This is a genomic window from Geobacillus thermopakistaniensis, from assembly GCF_000498995.1.
GTDB lineage: Bacteria > Bacillota > Bacilli > Bacillales > Anoxybacillaceae > Geobacillus > Geobacillus thermoleovorans.
In genome coordinates, this window is the sequence record NZ_AYSF01000049.1 from 27,560 (window position 1) to 51,737 (window position 24,178).

Consider the following 24,178-nt stretch of genomic DNA (forward strand, 5'->3'; position numbering starts at 1 on the left):
GAGGAATGACATTGGCCGTTTTGTCGATTGTGATGCATCCAAATCCAATTTTGGAACAGCCGTGCGCGCCGGTGACGATATTTGACCGTCGGCTCGGGCGGCTGCTTGACGATATGTATGAAACGATGCTTGCCGCTGACGGGGTGGGCCTAGCTGCCCCGCAAATCGGCGTCGCGGAACAGGTTGCGGTCGTTGATGTCGGAGATGAGCACGGACGCATTGAGCTCATCAACCCGGTCGTGATCGAGGCGCGCGGCGAACAAGTGGATGTTGAAGGCTGTTTGAGCTTTCCTGGTTTGTTTGGCGAAGTGCCGCGCGCGAAATTTGTGAAAGTGCGGGCGCAAAACCGGCGCGGCCGCCCGTTTACGCTTTCCGCGACCGGTTTTTTGGCGCGCGCCCTGCAGCATGAAATCGACCATTTGCACGGCGTGCTGTTTACGTCGAAAGTGATTCGATATTGCGATCTTGAAGAATTGGAAGGATAGATGCCAATGACGAACATTGTGTTTATGGGAACACCTGACTTTGCCGTGCCGATTTTGCGCCAGCTGCTTGATGACGGTTATCATGTTGCAGCGGTCGTCACCCAGCCGGATAAGCCAAAAGGGCGGAAGCGCGAGCCCGTTCCGCCCCCGGTGAAAGTGGAAGCGGAGCGCCGCGGCATCCCGGTGCTGCAGCCGACAAAAATTCGCGAGCCGGAGCAATACGAACAAGTGCTGGCGTTTGCGCCCGATTTGATTGTCACGGCTGCGTTCGGGCAAATTTTGCCGAAAGCGCTGCTTGATGCACCAAAATACGGCTGCATCAACGTCCATGCCTCGCTTCTGCCCGAGCTGCGCGGCGGGGCGCCGATCCATTACGCCATTTGGCAAGGGAAAACGAAAACGGGCGTCACGATCATGTATATGGTGGAGCGGTTGGACGCCGGCGACATGTTAGCGCAAGTCGAAGTGCCGATTGCCGAAACGGATACGGTCGGCACGCTCCATGATAAATTGAGCGCCGCCGGGGCTAAACTACTATCAGAAACGCTTCCACTTTTATTGGAAGGAAACATTGCGCCCGTTCCGCAAGATGAGGAGAAAGCGACGTATGCGCCGAACATTCGCCGCGAGCAGGAGCGGATCGATTGGACGCAGCCCGGCGAAGCCATTTACAACCATATTCGCGCCTTCCATCCGTGGCCGGTCACGTATACAACGCAGGATGGGCACATTTGGAAGGTTTGGTGGGGTGAAAAAGTGCCGGCGCCCCGTTCGGCGCCGCCGGGCACGATTTTGGCGCTCGAGGAAAACGGCATTGTCGTGGCCACCGGCAATGAGACAGCCATTCGCATCACCGAATTGCAGCCGGCCGGAAAAAAACGGATGGCGGCGGGCGAGTTTTTGCGCGGCGCCGGCAGCCGGCTGGCGGTCGGCATGAAGCTAGGAGAGGATCATGAACGTACGTGAACTTGCTTTAGATACGCTGTTAGCCATTGAACAAAAAGGAGCGTACAGTCATTTGCAATTAAACGAAGCCATTCAAAAAGGACGCCTTGACGGGCGCGATGCGGCGCTGTTGACCGAGATTGTCTACGGCACGGTGCAACGGCGCGACACGCTCGATTATTATTTGGCGCCGTTTTTGCGCAAGGCGCGCCGGCTTGAGCCGTGGGTGCGCGTGCTTCTTCGGTTGACGCTGTATCAAATGGTGTATTTGGATCGTGTTCCCGACCGCGCCGCCGTCTTTGAAGCGGTTGAAATCGCCAAACGGCGCGGCCATCGCGGCATTGCTTCACTTGTCAACGGCGTATTGCGGGCCATCGGCCGCGAGGGGCTGCCGTCGATCGAGGCGGTTGATGACGCGGGCAAGCGGCTCGCCCTTGCCACCAGCCATCCCGAGTGGCTCGTTCGGCGCTGGATCCAGCAATATGGTTATGAAGAAGCGGCGCGCATGTGCGAGACGAATTTGCGCCCGCCGCAATCAACGGCCCGCGTCAACCGGCTGCGTGCGACTGTCGAAGAAGCGCTTGAGCGGCTGCGCGCTGAAGGGATGCAGGCAATCCCTGGCCATGTCGCTCCGGAGGCCATCCGGGCGGAAAAAGGGAATTTGGCTCATACGGAGACGTTTCGCGCCGGTTGGCTGACGATTCAAGATGAAAGCTCAATGCTTGTCGCTCGAGCGCTCGACCCAGCCCCCGGCGAGCGGGTGCTTGACTGCTGCGCGGCGCCGGGCGGGAAAACGACCCATATCGCCGAGCGGATGGACGGGCGCGGCGAGGTCGTTGCTGTTGATATCCACGAACGTAAGGTAATGATGATCGAACAGCAGGCCAAGCGGCTCGGGCTTGACAACGTTGCGACGCTCGCCCTTGACAGCCGCCGGCTCGGCGAGCGGTTTGCCCCGGAATCGTTTGACCGCGTTTTGGTCGATGCGCCGTGCACTGGATTCGGCGTCATTCGCCGCAAACCGGAGATCAAATATACGAAAGGGAAAGACGCCATCGCCGCGCTTGTCGAGATTCAGCAAGCCATTTTGCGGGCGGCCGCCCCGCTTTTGAAAAAAGGCGGTACGCTTGTCTACAGCACATGCACGGTGGAGCGCGAGGAAAATGAAGAAGCCATCGCCCGCTTTTTAGCGGATCATCCGGACTTTTTCCTCGACGCCAGCCTTGCCGAACGGATGCCGGAACCGGTGCGGCCGCATGTGAAAGGCGGCATGTTGCAGCTTTTGCCGCATCATTTTGACTCTGACGGGTTTTTTATCGCCCGACTGCGAAAGAAGGTGTAAAAGCATGGAAATGGTTCGTCCGGCTGCCCGCCGCTCTGTCGGCGAAACGCAGCCTCCGTTGCCATCGATTTATTCGCTCACGCTAGACGAATTGAAGGAATGGCTTGTCGCTCAAGGCGAAAAGCCGTTTCGGGCCACGCAAATTTACGAGTGGCTGTATCAAAACCGTGTCACCGATTTTGCCGACATGACGAATTTGCCGAAGCGGCTGCGCGAACAGCTAGCGTCATCGTTTTCGATCACGACGTTGAAAACCGTGGTCAAACAAACGTCTAAAGACGGAACGATCAAATTTTTGTTTGAGCTCCATGACGGCTATTCGATCGAGACGGTGCTCATGCGTCATAACTACGGCAATTCGGTGTGCGTCACGACGCAAGTCGGCTGCCGCATCGGCTGCACGTTTTGCGCTTCGACGCTCGGCGGACTGAAGCGTCATTTAGAGGCGGGCGAGATCGTCGCCCAAGTCGTGCAAGTGCAAAAGGCGCTCGATGACACGAATGAACGCGTCAGCAGCATCGTCGTCATGGGCATCGGCGAGCCGTTCGACAACTACGATGCGCTCATCAAGTTTTTGCGCATCGTCAATCACCCAAAAGGGTTGAACATTGGCGCCCGCCATATCACCGTTTCCACCAGCGGCATCATCCCAAAAATTTACCAATTTGCCGATGAAGGAATGCAAGTCAACTTCGCCATTTCGTTGCATGCACCGACGAATGAGCTGCGGACGAAACTCATGCCGATCAATAAAGCGTACCCGCTGCCCAAGTTGATGGAGGCGGTTCGGTATTACATTGAAAAAACCGGCCGGCGCGTGACGTTTGAATACGGATTGTTCGGCGGGGTGAACGACCAGCTTGAGCACGCCGAGCAGTTGGCCGAGCTGATTAAAGGGCTGAAATGCCATGTGAATTTGATTCCGGTTAACTACGTGCCGGAGCGCAACTATGTGCGCACGCCGCGCAGCCAAATTTTCGCCTTTGAACGGGCGTTGAAAAAACATGGAATCAATGTCACCATTCGCCGCGAACATGGACACGACATCGATGCCGCCTGCGGACAGCTTCGCGCGAAGGAGCGAAAAGAGGAGACGAGGTGAATCGGATGCGAGCCGTTTTCCGAACTGACATCGGCCAAATTCGCGAACATAACGAAGACAGCGGCGGCGTATTTGTCAATCAAAGCGGCCAATATTTAGCGGTCGTCGCTGACGGGATGGGCGGCCATCGCGCCGGTGATGTGGCCAGTTCCATGGCGGTGGCGTATTTGCAGGAGCGATGGGAGAAAGAGAGTAGCCTTGCTTCGCCGGCTGAGGCGGAGCAATGGCTCAAGACGCAAATTGCGGCGGCGAACGAACAACTGTTTCGCCATGCCTGTTCCCACCCGGAATGTCAAGGAATGGGGACGACGGTCGTCGCCGCCGTTTGCGCTAATTCGTTTGCGACGGTTGCCCATATCGGCGACAGCCGCTGCTACGTGCTCAACAAAAGCGGAATTCAGCAGCTGACCGACGACCATTCGTTGGTCAATGAGCTCGTCAAAAGCGGGCAACTTTCGAAAGAAGCGGCTGAGCATCATCCGCGCAAAAACGTGCTGTTGCGGGCGCTTGGCACGGAACCGGCGGTGAAAATCGACGTGAAAACAGTGGCGCTCGACGAGGGCGACATGTTGTTGTTATGTTCGGACGGGTTGTCCAATAAAGTGCCGGAAGCGGACATGATACATATTTTGACGGGTGCCGGCACGCTGGAAGAGAAGGCGGAGGCGCTTATCCAGCTCGCCAACGGGCGGGGCGGAGAAGACAACATTTCGCTGGCGGTCATCGATGTTTCAGCGGAACGTGAAGGTGGGTGATCGGCGTGCTCATTGGAAAGCGATTGAATGACCGCTATAAAATCATCAGCCTCATCGGCGGCGGCGGCATGGCCAACGTGTATTTGGCCCGCGATATGATTTTGGAACGCGATGTTGCTGTCAAAGTGCTCCGCCTTGATTTTGCCAATGATGATCAGTTCATCAAACGGTTCCGCCGCGAGGCGCAAGCGGCGACGAGCTTAAACCATGAACATATCGTCTCCATTTATGACGTCGGCGAAGAGGAAGGCGTCTATTACATCGTCATGGAATATGTGCGCGGCGCGACGCTGAAGCAATACATCCAGCAGCACGCTCCGCTTCCGGTCGAACGGGCGCTTGGCATCATGGACCAGCTGACATCAGCGATCGCCCATGCCCATGAGAACGGCATCATCCATCGCGACATTAAACCGCAAAACATTTTGCTTGATGAGCACGGCAATGTGAAAGTGACCGACTTCGGCATCGCTGTGGCGATGAGCGGCACGACGATCACGCAGACCAACTCTGTGCTCGGTTCGGTTCATTATTTGTCGCCGGAGCAGGCGCGCGGGGGCATCGCTACTGAAAAATCGGACATTTATTCACTCGGCATTGTCATGTTTGAACTCGTCACCGGTCGGCTGCCGTTTTCCGGCGAATCAGCCGTTTCGATCGTGTTGAAGCACTTGCAGGCGGAAACGCCGTCGCCGAAGGCGTGGAATCCGGACATCCCGCAAAGTGTGGAAAACATTATTTTAAAAGCGACGGCGAAAGACCCGTTTTACCGCTACCAATCCGCGCGCGAAATGAACGAGGACATTCGGACAGCGCTGGATCCAAGGCGGCGCAATGAGCCGAAATTTACCATACCCGATGACGATGAGGAAGCGACGAAAGCCATTCCGATGATCAAACATGCGGAAAGCGCGGCGTTGGAGCAAGAGACGCTTGTGTACGAGGAAAAAACGAGCGAACCGGTTCATACGACGGGCGAACCGAAACCGAAGCGGAAACGGGTATGGATTGCCTGGCTTGTGGCTGCCTTGCTGTTCATTGGAGCTGCCGGCATCAGCGCGGTCACATGGATTCCGGACCTCATTTTTCCAAAAGAAGTGACGATGCCGAACGTGGTCAACAAAAACTATGATGACGCTGTTGAACAGCTTTCGTCGCTCGGTTTGGAAATCAAAGATACGATCGATGTAGAAGATGATCAAATCGAAGAAGGAAAAGTCGTGCGCACCGATCCAGAAGCCGGCATGACGGTGAAGAAAGGTGCCGGCGTCATTATTTATAAAAGCATTGGAAAAAAGAAAATCGAATTTCCAAGCTTCATTGGCGATGATATTGCTGCGGCGGAGGAGGAGCTGCGCGCCGAAGGATTTACCCGCATCACACGCAGCGGCCGCTACAGCGACAAGCCGGAAGGGACGATTTTGGATCAATACCCGTACGCCGGTGATGAAGTCGTGCCTGATGAAACGGAAGTGATGTTCACCGTCAGCCTCGGGCCGGAGAAGGTCACCGTTAAAGATTTGACTGGCTATACGGAAAAAAGCGTGCGCGACTACGGCGCGGATCAAGGGCTGCGCATTGACGTGAAGTACGAGTATTCGGACGAGGTGCCAGAAGGGCTTGTCATTTCGCAAACTCCAGCGGCGAACGAGCGGGTAAAAAAAGGGGAAACCATCACAGTCGTCATTTCCCGCGGGCCGGAGCCGAAGCCGTCCAAAACGGTAGTGAAAGAGATTATGATCCCATATGAACCGGCGATGCCGGGGCAAATGGTTGAAGCCCAGCTTTACATCCAAGATGCCACCCACAATATGTCAACGCCATACAAAACATACCGGCTGACGGCGCCAGCGACCGAGATGGTCGAGTTTGAAATTCCATATGGGGAGACCGCTTATTACCGCGTCATTGTCAACAATGTCGTCAAAGAGGAAGGATCGATCCCGTACCCAGAAAATAACGGAAAAAAGGGGTGAGGCTATGGCGGAAGGGCAAATCATTAAGGCGTTAAGCGGATTTTATTACGTCCTGTCCGAAGGCCGCGTGTTCCAATGCCGCGGGCGCGGTGTGTTCCGCAAGAAAAAAGTGACGCCGCTCGTCGGCGACCGCGTCGTTTTTCAGGCGACGAGCGAAACGGAAGGCTATATTTTGGAGATTGGCGAGCGGCAAAATGAGCTTGTGCGGCCGCCGATTGCCAACGTCGAACAGGCGATTTTAGTCTTTTCGGCTGTAAGCCCGGACTTCAGCGCCAAGCTGCTCGACCGCTTTCTTGTCTTGGTTGAATCGAAACGCATCACGCCGATCATTGTCATCAGCAAAATCGATTTGTTGGATGGCGAATCAAAAGAAGAGATTGCCCGCTACGTGCATGATTACCGGCGCATCGGCTACGACGTGATTGAAACGTCAGCAGTGACCAAGGGCGGCCTCGATGAACTGGCGTTGCGCCTTCGCGGCCGCGTCTCAGTCGTCGCCGGGCAGTCCGGCGTCGGCAAATCGTCCCTATTAAACGCGCTCCGTCCGGATTTGCGGTTGAAAACGGGCGACATTTCCACCCATTTAGGGCGCGGCAAGCATACGACCCGCCATGTCGAACTGCTTGAGGTCGCCGGTGGGCTTGTCGCCGACACCCCAGGGTTTAGTGCACTTGAGTTCGACCAGATCGAGCTTGACGAATTGCCGCATTATTTTCCTGAATTCCGAACGTACGGGGAAGGGTGCAAGTTCCGCGGCTGCCTTCATATCGCCGAGCCGAAATGCGCTGTGCGTGAGGCGGTCGAGGCCGGGGAGATTCCGTCGTACCGCTATGACCACTACGTTAGTTTTGTTGCCGAAATGAAAGAACGAAAGCCGAGGTATTGAACATGATTCGAATTGCGCCATCGATTTTATCAGCCGATTTCGCCCGCCTGGCTGAGGAGATTCGTTCGGTCGAGGAAGGCGGGGCGGATTGGATTCACGTCGATATCATGGACGGGCATTTCGTGCCGAATTTGACGTTCGGTCCGCCGGTCGTGGCCGCCATTCGACCGGTGACGAAGCTGCCGCTTGACGTCCATTTGATGATCGCCGACCCGGACCGATACATTCCGGCGTTTGCGAAAGCGGGCGCGGATGTGATTTCCGTCCATGTTGAGGCGTGCGTGCATTTGCATCGGACGATTCATTTTATCAAAGAACAAGGCGTCAAAGCCGGGGTGGTGCTCAATCCGCATACACCGGTCGAGATGATCCGCCATGTGATCGGTGATGTCGATCTCGTCTTGTTGATGACGGTCAATCCAGGGTTTGGCGGACAGGCGTTCATTCCGGCGGTCGTGCCAAAAATCCGTGAGGTCGCCCGGATGGCCAGCGAACAAAATAAAGAGGTCGATATTGAGGTCGACGGCGGCATCAATGCGGAAACGGCGCCGCTTTGCGTGGAAGCCGGGGCGAACGTGCTTGTCGCCGGCTCGGCCATCTACAATGAACGGGATCGAGCCGCCGCCATTCGCACGCTTCGCGAAGTGTGCGCCAACTAGCCAAAAAGGCAGCGCCGCTTTTGCCATCTTATCGAGCCGCAGGGTGATGAGAGCAAAGAAAAGGACGGAAGATGGCCGCCTCGGCCCTTGCTGAAAGGGGGAAACGCATGTGTTGATCCATATTGTCGGCGGCGGTCCGCGCCACCTTCTTCCCGATTTGCGCTCGTATGATGGGAACGATGTGCAGTGGGTCGGCGTCGACCGCGGTACGAAAGCGCTGCTGGATTTCGGACTCCGTCCGGTGCGGGCGTTTGGCGATTTTGATTCGCTGCCGGCAGAGGAGGTCAAGCGGCTAAGGGAGATGCTGCCGGAGCTTGACATTTGGCCGGCGGAAAAAGATAAAACGGATATGGAGATCGCTCTTGACTGGGCGGTTAGGCAGACAGATGGGGCCATCCGTCTGTTTGGGGCGACCGGCGGGCGGCTTGACCATTTGTTTGGCAACGTTGAGCTGCTGTTAAAGTACGCCGGGCGGCCCATTGAACTCATCGACCGGCAAAACGTGCTCACCGTCCATCTGCCCGGCGTGCATACGGTTGCGCGCGACGATCGATACCGCTATGTGTCATACATCCCGATTTCCGAAACGGTGGCGGAGCTTACGCTTACCGGATTTAAATATCCGCTAACAAACTGTCATATTTCCCGCGGTTCGACATTATGTATTAGTAACGAACTTATCCAATCTTCCGGTACTTTTTCGTTTTCAGAAGGCATATTAATGATGATAAGGAGCAGCGATTTTGCCGGCTGCCCGTAGTCGCGCTTGGCTTATGACGGAATATAATGGATAAGGAAATGGCGGGAAGCTCGTTATGATCGGTGTGAGGAGGGAATCGGGATGAAGTTTTATACGATCAAGCTGCCGAGATTTTTAGGCGGAATCGTGCGGGCGGTGTTGAACGCATTTAAAAAAGGATAAGAAAAAAGCACCATTTTTGGTGCTTTTTTGTTGCCGCCGAACAAAAGGAGGGTTGCAACCTTTTGGGCGGCTTCTTTTCGTTAGGACGTTAGACGCGTTTCACTTTTCCAGATTTCAGCGCGCGCGCCGAAACCCAAACGCGTTTCGGTTTGCCGTCAACTAAAATGCGCACTTTCTGCAAGTTGGCTTTCCATGTGCGGCGGCTGGCGTTCATGGCATGCGAACGCGAATTGCCGAACGATTTCTTCTTGCCGGTAATGAAGCACTTCGCCATCGTTTTTCCCTCCTTGCTTTCACATCCCTCTAAAAACACTATTATAATTTACCATACAACTGTAGGGATTGCAATAGACGTGCGGTTTTCTTTCAAGAAACTGTCCTTGACATATATTTCAGTTTTCGGCTAAATAATACTAGTGGGCGGACGGGAAGCGCTTTGAAAACAGAAAGCGTTATAGTACAATAGGGGTAGCTGTGCGAGATACGCAAAGGGGGAACGAGCATGTCGATCGAATGGCAAACGAAATACGGGCGCATCGAAGTCGCCAATGAAGTCATTGCGATGATCGCGGGGGGAGCTGCCGTCGATTGCTACGGCATTGTCGGAATGGCGTCGAAAAACCAAATTCGCGATGGGCTGTCGGAAATTTTGCGCCGGGAGAATTTTTCCAAAGGGGTTATTGTCCGCGAAGAAAACGGCGAGGTACATATCGATATGTACATCATCGTCAGCTACGGAACGAAAATTTCCGAAGTCGCTCATAACGTGCAGTCGAAAGTGAAGTACACGCTCGATCAGACGCTCGGGCTGGCGGTTCAGTCGATCAATATTTACGTTCAAGGGGTTCGGGTGTCAAACCCGTAGTAAGGAGGAGTTAGCCGGTGACAATGAGGACGCTTGACGGAAGACGATTTGCCGATATGGTGCAGCAAGGGGCCGCACATTTGGCGAACAACGCCAAGACGGTCGATGCGCTGAACGTCTTTCCGGTTCCAGATGGCGATACAGGAACAAACATGAACTTGTCGATGACGTCCGGGGCGAAAGAAGTGAAGGCGAATGCCTCCGACCATATCGGCAACGTCGCCGCGGCGCTGGCAAAAGGGCTGTTGATGGGGGCGCGCGGCAATTCCGGCGTCATTTTGTCGCAGCTGTTCCGCGGATTTGCCAAGGCAGTCGAAGGCAAACAAGCGGTGAACAGCTTCGAATTCGCCGCCGCTTTGCAGGCGGGGGTGGACACAGCCTATAAGGCGGTGATGAANTCCGGGGCGAAAGAAGTGAAGGCGAATGCCTCCGACCATATCGGCAACGTCGCCGCGGCGCTGGCAAAAGGGCTGTTGATGGGGGCGCGCGGCAATTCCGGCGTCATTTTGTCGCAGCTGTTCCGCGGATTTGCCAAGGCAGTCGAAGGCAAACAAGCGGTGAACAGCTTCGAATTCGCCGCCGCTTTGCAGGCGGGGGTGGACACAGCCTATAAGGCGGTGATGAAGCCGGTTGAGGGGACGATCCTCACCGTTGCCAAAGAAGCGGCGCGCAAGGCGGTGGAGGTGGCAAAAAAAGAACGCGACGTGATCGCCGTGATGGAAGCGGCGCTCGCCGAGGCGAAAGCGGCGCTGCAGCGCACACCCGAATTGCTCCCGATCTTAAAGGAAGTCGGTGTCGTCGACAGCGGCGGTCAAGGGCTCGTATACATCTATGAAGGGTTTCTTGCTGCTTTGAAAGGAGAAATCGTGAGCGCCGCACGCGCTGAGGCGCGGATGGACGATCTAGTGAAAATGGTGCACCATCAAAGCGCGCAAAGCCATATTCATGCCGATGAGATCGAGTTTGGCTACTGTACGGAATTTATGGTCCGTTTTGAGCCGGAAAAGCTGGCCGAGCACCCGTTTTCCGAAGAAACGTTCCGCCGCGAGTTAAGCCAGTTCGGCGACTCCTTGCTCGTTGTCGCGGATGAAGAGCTTGTTAAGGTGCACATCCATTCGGAAACGCCGGGTGAGGTGCTGACATACGGTCAACGCTACGGCAGCTTGATCAATATTAAAATTGAAAACATGCGCGAACAACATGCCAACATCGTCGGCAAGGAGGCAAAAACGCTTCCTGGCGTTGCCAAAGAGGAAGCAAAGCCGTACGGCATCGTCGCCGTCGCCATGGGCGCTGGCGTGGCTGAACTGTTTCGGAGCATCGGTGCACACGCCATCATTGAAGGTGGGCAAACGATGAACCCGAGCACGGAAGAAATCGCTGACGCCATCCGCCTCGCCAACGCGGAAACGGTGTTTGTGCTGCCAAACAACAAAAACATTGTGATGGCGGCAAAACAAGCGGCGGAGCTTTCCGAACAGCGGGTGATCGTCATCCCGTCGAAAACGGTTCCGCAAGGTCTGGCGGCGCTCTTGGCGTTCAATCCGGCGCAATCGGCCGAGCAAAATGAGCGGGCGATGACGGCGGCGCTGTCGCGAGTGAAAACGGGGCAAGTGACATTTTCCGTGCGCGATACGACGATTGACGGCATCGAGATTCAAAAGGGCGATTACATGGGGTTATGGGATGACCGCATTATTGCCGCTGACAAAGACAAACTCGCCGTAACGAAGCGGCTGCTTGATGCGCTCATTGATGAAGAAAGCGAAATCGTGACCATTTTGTACGGCGAAGACGCAACGGAGATCGATGTGGAAACAGTCGTTGCCTATTTGGAAACAAAACATGACGGGGTCGAAGTGGAAGTGCATAACGGAAAGCAGCCGCTGTATCCATTTATCATTTCCGTCGAATAATATGTTAGAATAATAGAAGGGAGCATTCCCTTCTATTTTTCTTATTTTTCTGTTTTGTGGAGGAATAGCGGAGATGAAATACAAAAGCGTCTTTGATATCATTGGCCCGGTGATGGTCGGGCCGTCAAGTTCACATACGGCCGGGGCGGTGCGCATCGGTTTGGTTGCGCGCAAGTTGTTTGGCCGAAAGCCGACGTGGGCGCGCATTTCGTTTTACGGCTCATTTGCCGAAACGTATCGGGGGCATGGCACCGACGTTGCCATTGTCGCCGGGCTGCTTGGGTTTGACACGTTCGATGAACGTCTTCCGAATGCGCTTGAGATCGCCCGAGCGGAAGGTGTAGATGTGTCGTTTTTCGCCGAGGAGGCGATTCCGCATCATCCGAATACGGCGCGCCTGCGGATTGGCGATGATGAAGGCGAGCTTGAGCTCGTCGGCATTTCGATCGGCGGCGGCAAAATCGAAATCGTCGAATTGAATGGGTTTGCCTTGAAGCTGTCTGGCCACCATCCGGCGCTGCTCATTATGCATAATGACCGGTATGGGACGATTGGGGCGGTGGCTTCGGTGTTGGCGAAACAGAAAATCAACATCGGCCATATGGAAGTGTCGCGCAAGGAGAAAGGGAAAGAGGCGCTCATGGCGATCGAAGTTGACCAGCCGTTGACCGATGATCTGATTCAAGAATTGGAGCAGCTGCCGAACATCATTCAAGTGGCGAAGCTTGCGGATTGAAAAGAAATCGGTTTCATGTTGATGTGCATCAAAGAAGATAAGCCATGATGGAGAGAGGACAGGTGGGAATCAAATGTTTCGCAATGTGGCTGAACTTGTGGCGTTGGCCGAAAAGGACAGCATCAAAATCGCTGAAGTGATGATTCGTCAGGAAGTGGAAGTGAGCGGGCGAAGCCGGGAAGAGGTGATCGCGCAAATGGATCACCATCTAGCCGTCATGGAGCGCGCCGTCGAGAGGGGACTCGAAGGGGTTGTGTCCCGCTCCGGATTGACGGGCGGAGATGCGGTGCGGATGCAGCGTTATATTGAGGGCGGCCGTTTTTTGTCCGGAGAGACGATTTTAGACGCCGTCAGCAAAGCCATGGCGACCAACGAAGTGAACGCAGCGATGGGCGTCATTTGCGCCACGCCGACGGCTGGGGCGGCCGGCGTCGTCCCGGGGACGCTGTTTGCCGTGAAAGAGAAGCTGCGGCCGACAAGAATGGAAATGATTGAGTTTTTGTTTACAGCCGGGGCGTTTGGCTACATTGTCGCCAACAACGCCTCGATTTCCGGCGCCGCCGGCGGCTGTCAAGCCGAAGTTGGGTCGGCGGCCGGCATGGCCGCCGCGGCGCTGGTTGAGCTGGCCGGTGGGACGCCTGCTCAAGCGGCCGAAGCGATGGCCATCGCCTTAAAAAATATGTTGGGATTAGTATGCGACCCGGTTGCTGGCCTGGTCGAAGTGCCGTGCGTCAAGCGGAACGCGATGGGGGCGGCGAACGCCATGATCGCTGCGGATATGGCGCTAGCCGGCATTAAAAGCCGCATCCCGTGCGATGAAGTGATTGAAGCGATGTATCGCATCGGTGCAGCCATGCCGGTGGCGCTCAAAGAAACGGCGCAAGGGGGGTTGGCCGCGACGCCGACTGGCCGCGCCATTGCGGCCCGCATTTTCGGCGCTTCTGCGGCATCGAAGTGAACGAAGCGATGCAGCAGCCGGTGACGGCGGTCAAAGGCATCGGTGAAGAGACGGCGGCGGCGCTTGCCGACATCGGCATCGCGACGGTCGGTGAGCTGCTTGCGTACGCCCCGTACCGCTATGATGATTACGAACAAAAAGATTTGGCCGCCGTCCGCCATGAAGAAAAAGTGACAGTGGAAGGAAAAGTATACAGCGCCCCGCTGTTGACGTATTACGGAAAGAAAAAATCGCGCCTTTCCTTCCGCATGCTGGCCGATCGCTACTTGATCACCGTCGTTTGTTTCAACCGTCCCTATTTGAAGGAAAAAATCGCCCTGAACGAGACGGTGACGGTGATCGGCAAATGGGACCGGCATCGGCAAACGATCAACGCCTACGAGCTTCGGTTCGGACCGGCTCCGGAGACCACCGGCATCGAGCCGGTTTACTCCGTGCGCAGCCCACTGACGGTGAAAACGATGCGCCGGTTGATGAAAGCGGCGTTCGAACAGTTTGGCGAGCACATCCCCGACCCGCTGCCGCCCGCTTTGCGCCGCGCTTATCGCCTTGTCGACAAACAAGAAGCGCTCCGCGCCCTTCATTTTCCGCGCACGCGCGAAGAATTGCATCAGGCGCGGCGCCGGCTCATCTATGAGGAGTTTTTGTTGTACCAGCTGAAAATGCAGGCGCTCCGTCGATTGATGCGCGATGAGCGGCGCGGCGTCGTTCATTCGTTTTCTGAAGAGCGGCTTTCGTCCTTTCTTTCCGGATTGCCGTTTGTCTTGACGAACGCCCAGCGCCGTGTCATCGGCGAAATTTTGGCGGACATGCGCTCGCCGCGGCAAATGAACCGGCTTTTGCAAGGCGACGTCGGTTCTGGCAAGACGGTCGTTGCCGCTGTCGCTCTTTACGCCGCCGCTTTGTCCGGATTTCAAGGAGCGCTGATGGTGCCGACGGAAATTCTGGCTGAACAGCACGCCCGCTCGCTCGCCGAACTGTTTGCCGATACGGATGTGACGATCGCGCTCTTGACAAGCTCAGTGAAGGGAAAGCAGCGCAAAGCAGTGCTTGCCGAACTGGAAGAAGGAACAATTGATATCGTCGTAGGCACGCACGCCTTGATTCAAGAAGGAGTGCAGTTTCGCCGGCTCGGCCTCGTTATTACGGACGAGCAGCACCGGTTTGGTGTCGAACAGCGCCGCGTTTTGCGTGAGAAAGGGCATGCACCGGATGTATTGATGATGACGGCGACGCCGATTCCGCGCACACTCGCCATTACGGCGTTCGGCGACATGGACGTATCGGTGCTCGATGAAATGCCGGCCGGACGAAAAAAAGTCGAGACGTATTGGGTGAAGCATCATCAGTTCTCCCGCGTGCTCGATTTTATCGAAAAGGAATTGCGCCGTGGTCATCAGGCGTATGTCATCTGTCCGCTCATTGAGGAGTCGGACAAATTGGATGTGCAAAACGCCATCGATGTCCATAGCCAGCTTGTCCATTATTATCGCGGGAAATATGAGATCGGCTTGATGCACGGCCGGCTGTCGGCCGACGAAAAAGAACGCGTCATGAGGGCGTTCAGCGAAAACCGCATCCATGTGCTCGTCTCGACGACGGTCGTTGAAGTCGGCGTGAATGTACCGAATGCGACGGTGATGGTCATTTACGACGCCGAACGGTTTGGCCTCGCCCAGCTCCATCAGCTGCGCGGGCGGGTCGGGCGCGGCGACGCCCAGTCGTACTGCATTTTGATCGCCGACCCGAAATCGGAAGTCGGCAAAGAACGAATGCGCATCATGACGGAAACGGCCGATGGGTTTGTGTTGGCCGAAAAAGATTTGGAGCTGCGCGGTCCGGGCGATTTTTTCGGTACAAAACAAAGCGGGCTCCCGGAATTCCGCTACGGCGATCCAGTGCATGATTACCGCATTTTGGAAGTCGCCCGCCGCGATGCCGCCAAGCTCGTTTCCTCGGCCGCGTTTTGGCGCGATGAGGCGTACGCCGGGCTGCGCGCCGAGCTGGAAACGTCCGGCATACTCGATGGGGAAAAGCTAGATTAATAGACAGGGGAGGAGGCGCCGGCGCATTCGCGCCCCGCTGTTTTTTATGGTAATTGATTTTTTGGCCAGTGAAAGCCTATATTTTTATTGTTCGGACGGAGGAGGCAGGAGATGCCTGTCCCACTATTTCGTTTGTGAGCCTCGAGGATGGAGCAGAAAGCCGTTTGGCGAGGGGGGCGTCGGATCCACAGCGGCCGACAGCATGTGGCGCTGTTCATTTTTTGTGCTTGCATTTCGTTTTTTGATATTATATATTACTTTTAGTACCTAGTCATAAAATCGGACGGTGTCACGAATCGATGAGAAAAAGCAAACGCGAACGGCAACGGTTGTTGCAGGAGACGATCCGGGAAAACCCGTTTATCACCGATGAAGAGCTCGCCGAAAAATTTTCGGTCAGCGTGCAGACGATCCGCCTTGATCGGCTTGAGCTGTCGATTCCCGAACTGCGTGAGCGCATCAAGAATGTCGCCCGCCAGTCGTTCGCTGATAAAGTGCGGGCGTTGCCGCTTGAAGAAGTGATCGGCGACATTATTGACATCGAGCCGGATGCGAGCGCCATTTCGATTTTCGATGTGAAAGAGGAGCACGTCTTTCGGCGCACCCGCATCGCCCGCGGCCATCATTTGTTCGCTCAGGCCAACTCGCTTGCCGTCGCTGTCATCCATGATGAACTGGCGCTGACAGCGAAAGCGACCATTCGTTTTGTGCGCCAAGTGAAAGAAGGGGAGCGGGTCGTAGCCAAAGCGAAAGTGACCGGAAAAACGGCGCACGGGCGCACAATCGTCGAGGTGAACAGCTACGTCGGCCAGGAGCTCGTCTTTTCTGGTACGTTTGAAATGTATCGTTCAAACATAGAGAAAAAGGATGGGGACAGCAATGAATATCGCGGTTGATGCCATGGGTGGAGACCATGCCCCGGGCGAAATCGTGCGCGGGGCGCTTATGGCCGCCGCCCATTTCCCTGACATCGAGATTACGCTGATTGGCGATGAAGAGAAAATTCGCCCGCATGTGACGGGTGAAGAGCGCATTTCGGTCATCCACACCGACGAAGTGATCGAAGCAGATGATGAGCCGGTGCGGGCAGTGCGGCGCAAAAAGAACTCGTCGATGGTGCGCATGGCGGAAGAAGTGAAAGAAGGGCGCGCCGCTGCCTGCATTTCCGCCGGCAATACCGGGGCGCTCATGGCAGCCGGACTGTTTGTCGTCGGGCGGGCAGCCGGCATCGACCGCCCGGCGCTCGCCCCGACGCTGCCGACGTTGGATGGGCGCGGCTTTGTCTTTCTGGATGTCGGCGCCAACGTCGATGCAAAGCCGGAACATTTGCAGCAATACGCTTTGATGGGACATGTGTACGCAAAGAACGTGCGCGGCGTCGAAAAACCGCGCATCGGCTTGCTGAACGTCGGAACGGAAGACCAAAAAGGAAACGAAACAACGAAACGGGCGTTTGCCTTGCTCAAGGAAACGAACCTTCATTTCATCGGCAATGTCGAAGCGCGCGATCTGCTGCAAGGAGTGGCTGATGTTGTCGTCGCCGACGGCTTTGCCGGCAATGTTGCGTTAAAAACGATTGAAGGGACGGCGCTGGCGCTCTTTTCCTTGCTCAAGCAGACGCTGACAAGCGGCGTCGCGGCGAAGCTGGCCGCCGCCGTCCTCAAGCCAAAGCTCGCCGGGCTGAAAAAAATGATGGACTACTCGGAGTATGGCGGCGCGGCGCTGTTTGGCTTAAATGCTCCGGTCATTAAAGCGCACGGGTCGTCCGATGCGAACGCCATCTTCCACGCCATCCGCCAGGCGCGAGAGATGGTGGTTCATGATGTCATCGGCACGATCAGAGCGGAGCTGGAACGGGCATAATCGGTAAAGGAGGAATCAAAAATGGGGAAAATCGCCTTTTTATTTCCTGGCCAAGGATCGCAGACGGTCGGCATGGCGAAAGACGCTGCCGAGCATGACGACCGCGCCCGTGCCGTCATCGCGGAGGCTGACGAGCGGCTTGGATTCGCGCTTTCCAAGCTCATGTTCAACGGACCGCAAGAAGAGCTGACGTTGACATATAACGCCCAGCCGGCGCTCTTGACCGCCAGCATCGCCTTGCTCCAGCTTGTCGACGGCGCTGGGCTGAAAGCGGACTATGTTGCCGGCCACAGCTTAGGCGAATATACGGCGCTTGTCGCCGCCGGCGCCATGTCGTTTGCCGATGCCGTCTACGCGGTGCGCCGCCGCGGTGAGCTGATGGATGAAGCGGTGCCGGCCGGTGAAGGGACGATGGCGGCGGTGCTTGGGATGGACGCTGATGCGCTTGAAGCAGTGACAAATGAAATCGCCGCCCAAGGCGATCCGGTCGAGCCGGCCAACTTCAACTGCCCGGGGCAAATTGTCATCTCCGGCTCGAAAGCCGGAGTGGAAAAAGCGGCTCAGCTTTTGAAAGAACGCGGCGCCAAACGCGTCATTCCGCTTGAGGTGAGCGGTCCGTTCCACTCCGCTCTCATGAAGCCGGCGGCAGAAAAACTGAAAGCGGTTCTTGACAGTTTGGTGATTCGTGACGCCGTCATTCCGGTCGTCGCCAATGTGACTGCTGAGCCGGTGACGAAAAAAGAGGACATCGCCCGCCTTCTCATTGAACAACTGTATTCGCCGGTGCGTTGGGAGCAGTCGGTGCGCACGCTTCTTTCGCTTGGCGTCGACACGTTTGTCGAAATCGGTCCGGGAAAAGTGTTGTCCGGCCTTGTGAAAAAAATCGACCGCAACGCCCGCGTTTATGCGGTGAACGATCTTGCTTCCTTCGAAGCGACCGTTGCGGCGCTGAAAGGGGAATAAAGCGATGCTCGAAGGAAAAATTGCTCTTGTGACCGGGGCGTCGCGCGGCATTGGCCGGGCGGTCGCTCTGGAGCTTGCCCGCCAAGGGGCGAACGTTGCCGTCAATTACGCCGGCAGCGAGGCGAAAGCGAATGAAGTTGTCGAGGCCATCCGCTCGCTCGGCCGCGAAGCGATCGCCGTGCAGGCGGACGTCGCCCGCGCTGAAGATGTTGAGCGCATGGTGAAAACGACGATTGACCATTTTGGCCGCCTCGATATTTTGGTCAACAACGCCGGCATTACACGCGACAATTTATTGATGCGGATGAAAGAAGAAGAATGGGATGCCGTGATTAACACGAACTTAAAAGGAGTATTTCTTTGTACGAAGGCGGCAACGCGCCCGATGATGAAGCAGCGCTATGGGCGGATCGTCAACATTGCTTCGGTCGTCGGCGTGATCGGCAATCCGGGGCAGGCGAACTATGTCGCCGCCAAGGCCGGCGTCATCGGGCTGACGAAGACGGCGGCGCGCGAATTCGCCAGCCGCAACATCACCGTTAACGCCGTCGCACCAGGATTCATTACGACCGATATGACCGAAGCGCTCAGCCCGGAGCTGAAGGCGGAAATGTTAAAGCAAATTCCGCTCGCCCGCTTTGGCGAGCCGGATGATGTCGCCCGCGTCGTCGCTTTCCTCGCTTCCGACGCCGCGAGCTACATGACTGGACAGACGCTTCATGTTGACGGCGGCATGGTGATGCCGTAAGAAAAACAGCGCTAGTATTTTTTCTGCCAATCGACTATAATCATGAAGGGAGGTGAACGCAATGGCCGATGTATTGGAACGTGTAACGAAAATCATCGTTGACCGGCTGGGGGTTGACGAATCGCAAGTGACGCTCGAAGCGTCGTTTAAGGACGACCTGGGCGCTGACTCGCTCGACATCGTCGAACTCGTCATGGAACTTGAAGATGAATTCAACATGGAAATTTCCGATGAAGAGGCGGAAAAAATCGTCACAGTCGGAGACGCTGTGAACTACATAAAAAGTCGTCTGTAATGCTGCTTTTTTGCAAAGTCCCGTTGCTTCGAACGGGGCTTTCTCTGCTTTTTCAGGGATGCTCGGCGGGCCTTGCGGAAAAAAGCGCACGATTCCCGCTCGCGTAGCGGACCGGAGAACGGATATAATAGAAGAAGACACGGCCATTTTGTTCTGGAACGAAGTCGGAGGGCATTTTTATGTCAAAACAAAAAGATAAAGAGCGCATCCATGAAAAGAGGCGGGCGAAGTTTCAAGAGCTGCAAAACAAAATCGGCATCACCTTTCGAAACGAAAAGCTGTTGATTCAAGCGTTCACCCATTCATCGTATGTGAATGAGCATCGGCGGCGGCTTCACGAAGACAATGAACGGCTTGAGTTTTTAGGCGATGCCGTGCTGGAGCTGACCGTTTCTCAATATTTATTTCAAAAGTTCCCGCATATGAGCGAGGGGCAATTGACGAAGCTGAGGGCGGCCATCGTCTGCGAGCCGTCGCTTGTGAAATTTGCCAACGCCCTGTCGTTCGGCGAGCTCGTCTTGCTCGGCAAAGGCGAGGAGCTGACCGGCGGGCGGACGCGTCCGGCGCTCTTGGCAGACGTCTTTGAGGCGTTCATCGGCGCTTTGTATTTGGATCAAGGAATGGACGCGGTCATCCGCTTTTTGGAGAAAACGATGTTTCCGAAAATTGATGAAGGTGCTTTTTCTCATGTGATGGATTTTAAAAGCCAGCTGCAGGAATTGGTGCAGCGGGACGGCAGCGGAACGCTTGAATACGCCATTTTGGAGGAAAAAGGTCCGGCCCACAACAAGGAGTTTGTCGCCCGCGTAGCGTTAAACGGCCAAGAGCTTGGCATCGGCGTCGGCCGCTCGAAAAAGGAAGCCGAACAACATGCGGCGCAAATGGCGCTCGAAACGTTGCGGGCTGCCGATCAGCAGTGAAGGCTGGCGCTGTTACGTCAGTCTTTTTTCTGTGAACGTGCGAAGGGATGGAGAGCAAACGCTGCTCATGGGTGTTTCGATGAACATGCGCGCCTTGAGCGGGGGAAGAAAGGCGTTTTTTTCGATAGCTCATATGGTAGGATGAAAAGATCGAACGTCTCGGTTTCCAAAAAGGGCTCCGGGGTGTTTGTGGTGGATCACAGTGGAAAGATGGTGAGGCGTCATACCATGTTCCTGAAACGATTGGATGTGATCGGCTTTAAATCGTTCGCCGACCGTGTATCGATCGAGTTTGTCCCTGGTGTGACGGCGGTCGTCGGTCCGAACGGGAGCGGCAAAAGCAACATTACCGATGCGATCCGTTGGGTGCTCGGTGAGCAATCAGCAAAATCGTTGCGCGGGGCGAAAATGGAAGACGTCATCTTCGCCGGCAGCGAATCGCGCAAGCCGCTCAATGTGGCTGAAGTGACGATCACACTCGACAATGAAGACGGCTTTTTGCCGCTTGAGTACCAGGAAGTGAGCGTGACCCGGCGCGTCTATCGCTCGGGGGAGAGCGAGTTTTTCATCAACCGCCAGCCGTGCCGTTTGAAAGACATCGTCGATTTGTTTCTCGATTCCGGGCTCGGCAAGGAGGCGTTTTCCATCATCGGCCAAGGCCGGGTCGAAGAGATTTTAAGCAGCAAACCGGAAGAGCGGCGCACGATTTTTGAAGAAGCGGCCGGCGTGTTGAAGTACAAGCTGCGGAAAAAAAAGGCGGAGGCGAAGCTAGCGGAGACGCAAGACAACTTGCACCGCGTCAACGATATTTTGCACGAGCTCGAACAGCAGCTTGAGCCGCTCCGCATGCAGGCGTCGCTCGCCAAAGAGTTTTTGGAAAAACGCGAAGAGCTCGAGCGATTTGAAGTGGCGCTGATGGTTCACGACATCGAGCAGCTGCGCGGGCAATGGAATGAGTTGAAGGAAGCGCTTGATGGGCACCAGCGGGACGAAGTGGCGCTGGCGGCGGCGTTGCAGAAAATGGAAGCCCAAATCGAACAGCTCCGCGATCAAATGACCGCCATTGACGAATCGATCGACGGTTTGCAGCAAGTGCTTCTTTTAGCCAGCGAAGAGCTTGAGAAGCTCGAAGGGCGGAAAGAAGTATTGAAAGAGAGAAAAAAGCATGCCGCGAGGCGAAAAGCGCAGCTGGACGACATAACGGCTGCACTGGCTGCGAAACGGCGCCGCTTGACGGAGCAGCTGCATGCCGAGCGGGAGGAACTCGCCCGGCTTGAGGCGGGCGCCGCAGCGCTCGAGCGGGAGCTGAAAGAAAAACAGGCTTTGTTTTCGGCGCATGAAGCCGACATTGAAGAAGAAATCGAGCGGCGAAAAGGTGATTACATCGACCTTGTTCATGAACAGGCGGCGTTGAAAAACGAACGCGCACATGTGGAGCAGGCGCTTGGCAAGCTGCATGCCAAACGGACGGCGCTCGATGAAGCGAACCGCCGCCATCTCGCCGAACGTGAACAGCTCGAGCAGAAGCGGGCGGCTTTATGGGCCGAGCAGACCCGCCTCGAACAGGCGCTGACGGAAGCGCATAACAGACAAGCCGCTCTCGCCGCGGCGCTCGCAGCGCAAAAAACGGAGCTCGAGCAGCATGAAGCGTTGCTGCATCAGGCGCGCCAATACCGGCAGCAAACCAAAGCGCGCCAGCAATGGTTGGAAGAGATGCAACATGATTATTCCGGTTTTGTCCAAGGAGTAAAAGAAGTATTAAAGGCGCGCGACCTTCTGCCCGGCATTCATGGCGCCATTGTTGAGCTCATTCGCGTGCCGGACCGCTATGAGACGGCGATTGAAACGGCGCTCGGCGGGGCGATGCAGCATATCGTCGTTGACAGCGAACAGGCGGCGCGGCAAGCGATTCACTATTTGAAAACGAACGGCTACGGGCGCGCGACGTTTTTGCCGCTTGACGTCATCCAAGCGCGCGCGCTTTCCGAACGGGAGCGGGCGGCGATTGACCGCCATCCGGCGTTTGTCGGCATCGCAAGCGAGCTCGTCGAATACGACCGCGCCTATAGGGCGGCGATCGCCCATTTGCTCGGCCATGTCATCGTGACAGCCGATTTAAAAGGCGCGAATGAGCTGGCCAAGCTTCTTCACTATCGCTATCGCCTCGTGACATTGGACGGTGATGTCGTCAGCCCTGGCGGGGCGATGACCGGCGGCGGGGCGGCGAAAAAGACCGCGTCGTTGCTAAGTCGAAACCGCGAGCTTGAGACGCTTTCGGCCAAACTGCAGGAAATGGATGAAACGATCGCTCGGCTTGAGCGGGCTGTTGCCGCAAAACGACACGAGCTGGCGGAGCAGGAAGCGCAGGCGGACGCGCTGCAAGAAGAGGTTGCGGCGCTTCGGGAGGCCCTGCAAAGACAAAAGGACGAGCAACGCGAGCTCGAATGGCAGAAAAAACGGATCGACGAGCGGCTTGCACTGTATGATGAAGAAAAGGCGAACGACGAGCGCGAAATGGCAGAGCTCAACCGCCGCCTCGGCGCCATTGACAGGCAGCTTGAGCAGCTTGCCGAGAAACTGCAGGCGATCGATGACGACATCAGCCGGCTGCAGGCGCAAAAACAGACGGAGCAAACGACGAAAGAGGCGCTCCAGGCAGCGATCACGGAGCAAAAAATCGCCTTGGCGGAAACGAAAGAGCGCGTGAAACATGCACGCCGGAAAGTGGAAGAATGGGAAGCGGAGCTTGCCGAAACGATCCGTGGGCTCAAAGAAGCAGAGCGCGAACGAGCCGCTTTGGATGCGGAAATGGAGGCGCCGGAATGGAACGAGGAAGAGATTGAGCAGCTGCGAAAGCAAAAGCTTGAGGACAAGCAAAAGACATTGGAGCTGATCGCGAGCCGTCGCGAACAGCGGCTCGATTTCCAACGCCGTCTTGAACATTTGGAACAGGAATGGAAAGAGACGAAGCGGCAGCATAAACAGCTCGCCGATGTCGTGAAAGACGAAGAAGTAAAGTTGAACCGGCTTGATGTGGAGCTTGAGAATTTGCTTGTCCGTCTGCGCGAAGAGTATGGGCTGTCGTTTGAAGCGGCTCGCTCCGCGTACCCGCTTGAGATCGGCGCCGATGAGGCGCGCAAGCGGGTGAAGCTGATCAAGCGCGCCATGGAGGAGCTCGGCACCGTCAACTTGGGGGCGATCGATGAATACGAACGAGTTTCCGAACGGCACCGCTTTTTAAGCGAGCAAAAAACCGATTTGGAAGAGGCGAAGGCGACGCTCCACCAAGTCATTGATGAAATGGACGATGAAATGAAAAAACGATTTTTCGCGACGTTTGAACAAATCCGCGCCCATTTTGGCGAGGTATTTGGCGAGCTGTTCGGCGGCGGGCGCGCCGATTTGCGGCTGACCGATCCGAACGACTTGCTTGAGACTGGGATCGACATCGTCGCTCAGCCTCCGGGGAAAAAGCTGCAACATTTAAGCTTGCTTTCCGGCGGCGAACGGGCGCTGACGGCGATCGCCCTCTTGTTTTCGATTTTAAAGGTGCGTCCGGTGCCGTTTTGCGTCCTTGATGAAGTCGAAGCGGCGCTTGATGAAGCGAACGTGCAGCGGTATGCCCAATATTTAAAACGGTTCAGCCGCGACACGCAGTTTATCGTCATCACCCATCGAAAAGGGACGATGGAAGAAGCGGACGTGCTGTACGGCGTCACGATGCAAGAATCGGGCGTCTCAAAGCTTGTTTCTGTCCGTTTGGAAGATTCGAAGGAGCTCGTGCGGTCATAATGGAA

Annotated in this window: 23 protein-coding genes; 22 read left to right on the forward strand and 1 reads right to left on the reverse strand. The window is 56.0% G+C overall.

Annotation, left to right across the window (positions count from 1 at the left end; all coding sequences use genetic code 11):
* Positions 1-11: 11 nt before the first annotated feature.
* The 10 genes from def (at position 12) to spoVM (ending at position 9,072) form a co-directional block, all read left to right on the forward strand.
* On the forward strand, positions 12-485 hold the full coding sequence (gene def / locus T260_RS129425) for a peptide deformylase (protein ID WP_011230671.1): 474 nt from the start codon (positions 12-14) through the stop codon (positions 483-485).
* A 6-nt stretch (positions 486-491) separates the two neighbouring features.
* Complete coding sequence (fmt, locus tag T260_RS129420; RefSeq protein WP_014195414.1) at positions 492-1,451, forward strand: methionyl-tRNA formyltransferase; 960 nt, start codon at positions 492-494, stop codon at positions 1,449-1,451.
* Complete coding sequence (gene rsmB / locus T260_RS129415) at positions 1,438-2,772, forward strand: 16S rRNA (cytosine(967)-C(5))-methyltransferase RsmB (protein WP_011230673.1); 1,335 nt, start codon at positions 1,438-1,440, stop codon at positions 2,770-2,772. Before fmt ends, rsmB begins: the two co-directional genes overlap by 14 nt.
* A gap of 4 nt (positions 2,773-2,776) precedes the next feature.
* Positions 2,777-3,874, forward strand: a complete 1,098-nt coding sequence (gene rlmN / locus T260_RS129410) for a dual-specificity RNA methyltransferase RlmN (RefSeq protein ID WP_020278167.1) — start codon at positions 2,777-2,779, stop codon at positions 3,872-3,874.
* Between the two features lie 5 nt (positions 3,875-3,879).
* A complete protein-coding gene (locus tag T260_RS129405) occupies positions 3,880-4,629 on the forward strand; it encodes a Stp1/IreP family PP2C-type Ser/Thr phosphatase (protein WP_011230675.1) in 750 nt (249 codons plus the stop codon).
* Between the two features lie 5 nt (positions 4,630-4,634).
* On the forward strand, positions 4,635-6,605 hold the full coding sequence (pknB, locus tag T260_RS129400; protein ID WP_011230676.1) for a Stk1 family PASTA domain-containing Ser/Thr kinase: 1,971 nt from the start codon (positions 4,635-4,637) through the stop codon (positions 6,603-6,605).
* Positions 6,606-6,609: 4 nt separating this feature from the next.
* Complete coding sequence (gene rsgA, locus T260_RS129395; protein WP_014195416.1) at positions 6,610-7,491, forward strand: ribosome small subunit-dependent GTPase A; 882 nt, start codon at positions 6,610-6,612, stop codon at positions 7,489-7,491.
* Between the two features lie 2 nt (positions 7,492-7,493).
* The gene (rpe, locus tag T260_RS129390) at positions 7,494-8,150 is read left to right on the forward strand and encodes a ribulose-phosphate 3-epimerase (protein ID WP_014195417.1); all 657 of its coding nucleotides are present in this window, start codon (positions 7,494-7,496) and stop codon (positions 8,148-8,150) included.
* Positions 8,151-8,259: 109 nt separating this feature from the next.
* Positions 8,260-8,910 carry a thiamine diphosphokinase gene (locus T260_RS129385; protein ID WP_011230679.1) on the forward strand — a complete coding sequence of 217 codons (651 nt, stop codon included), beginning with the start codon at positions 8,260-8,262 and terminating at the stop codon, positions 8,908-8,910.
* A gap of 81 nt (positions 8,911-8,991) precedes the next feature.
* Positions 8,992-9,072: a stage V sporulation protein SpoVM gene (gene spoVM, locus T260_RS08115; protein WP_011230680.1), complete on the forward strand. Its 81-nt coding sequence runs from the start codon at positions 8,992-8,994 to the stop codon at positions 9,070-9,072.
* An 88-nt stretch (positions 9,073-9,160) separates the two neighbouring features.
* Here spoVM and rpmB read toward each other — a convergent pair whose 3' ends face one another.
* The gene (rpmB, locus tag T260_RS129380) at positions 9,161-9,346 is read right to left on the reverse strand and encodes a 50S ribosomal protein L28 (RefSeq protein ID WP_011230681.1); all 186 of its coding nucleotides are present in this window, start codon (positions 9,344-9,346) and stop codon (positions 9,161-9,163) included.
* Positions 9,347-9,574: 228 nt separating this feature from the next.
* On the opposite strand from rpmB, the gene T260_RS129375 reads away from it, so the two are divergent.
* The 12 genes from T260_RS129375 (at position 9,575) to smc (ending at position 24,173) form a co-directional block, all read left to right on the forward strand.
* A complete protein-coding gene (locus tag T260_RS129375) occupies positions 9,575-9,937 on the forward strand; it encodes an Asp23/Gls24 family envelope stress response protein (RefSeq protein ID WP_011230682.1) in 363 nt (120 codons plus the stop codon).
* Positions 9,938-9,954: 17 nt separating this feature from the next.
* The gene (locus T260_RS0120245) at positions 9,955-11,853 is read left to right on the forward strand and encodes a DAK2 domain-containing protein (RefSeq protein WP_023634004.1); all 1,899 of its coding nucleotides are present in this window, start codon (positions 9,955-9,957) and stop codon (positions 11,851-11,853) included.
* 73 nt (positions 11,854-11,926) lie between these two features.
* The gene (gene sdaAB, locus T260_RS129370) at positions 11,927-12,589 is read left to right on the forward strand and encodes an L-serine ammonia-lyase, iron-sulfur-dependent subunit beta (protein ID WP_023634005.1); all 663 of its coding nucleotides are present in this window, start codon (positions 11,927-11,929) and stop codon (positions 12,587-12,589) included.
* A 73-nt stretch (positions 12,590-12,662) separates the two neighbouring features.
* Complete coding sequence (gene sdaAA / locus T260_RS129365) at positions 12,663-13,547, forward strand: L-serine ammonia-lyase, iron-sulfur-dependent, subunit alpha (RefSeq protein WP_011230685.1); 885 nt, start codon at positions 12,663-12,665, stop codon at positions 13,545-13,547.
* Complete coding sequence (gene recG, locus T260_RS129360) at positions 13,544-15,592, forward strand: ATP-dependent DNA helicase RecG (RefSeq protein ID WP_023634006.1); 2,049 nt, start codon at positions 13,544-13,546, stop codon at positions 15,590-15,592. Before sdaAA ends, recG begins: the two co-directional genes overlap by 4 nt.
* Positions 15,593-15,891: 299 nt before the next feature.
* The gene (fapR, locus tag T260_RS129355) at positions 15,892-16,488 is read left to right on the forward strand and encodes a transcription factor FapR (protein ID WP_011230687.1); all 597 of its coding nucleotides are present in this window, start codon (positions 15,892-15,894) and stop codon (positions 16,486-16,488) included.
* Entirely contained in the window at positions 16,472-17,455 is a 984-nt protein-coding gene (gene plsX / locus T260_RS129350) for a phosphate acyltransferase PlsX (RefSeq protein WP_023634007.1), read from the forward strand. Before fapR ends, plsX begins: the two co-directional genes overlap by 17 nt.
* A gap of 21 nt (positions 17,456-17,476) precedes the next feature.
* The gene (gene fabD / locus T260_RS129345) at positions 17,477-18,418 is read left to right on the forward strand and encodes an ACP S-malonyltransferase (protein ID WP_011230689.1); all 942 of its coding nucleotides are present in this window, start codon (positions 17,477-17,479) and stop codon (positions 18,416-18,418) included.
* 4 nt (positions 18,419-18,422) lie between these two features.
* The gene (fabG, locus tag T260_RS129340) at positions 18,423-19,166 is read left to right on the forward strand and encodes a 3-oxoacyl-[acyl-carrier-protein] reductase (protein ID WP_011230690.1); all 744 of its coding nucleotides are present in this window, start codon (positions 18,423-18,425) and stop codon (positions 19,164-19,166) included.
* A 61-nt stretch (positions 19,167-19,227) separates the two neighbouring features.
* Positions 19,228-19,461 carry an acyl carrier protein gene (locus T260_RS129335; protein ID WP_011230691.1) on the forward strand — a complete coding sequence of 78 codons (234 nt, stop codon included), beginning with the start codon at positions 19,228-19,230 and terminating at the stop codon, positions 19,459-19,461.
* 179 nt (positions 19,462-19,640) lie between these two features.
* On the forward strand, positions 19,641-20,381 hold the full coding sequence (gene rnc, locus T260_RS129330) for a ribonuclease III (RefSeq protein ID WP_011230692.1): 741 nt from the start codon (positions 19,641-19,643) through the stop codon (positions 20,379-20,381).
* Between the two features lie 228 nt (positions 20,382-20,609).
* Positions 20,610-24,173, forward strand: a complete 3,564-nt coding sequence (gene smc, locus T260_RS129325) for a chromosome segregation protein SMC (protein WP_023634009.1) — start codon at positions 20,610-20,612, stop codon at positions 24,171-24,173.
* The last annotated feature ends 5 nt before the right edge of the window (positions 24,174-24,178 follow it).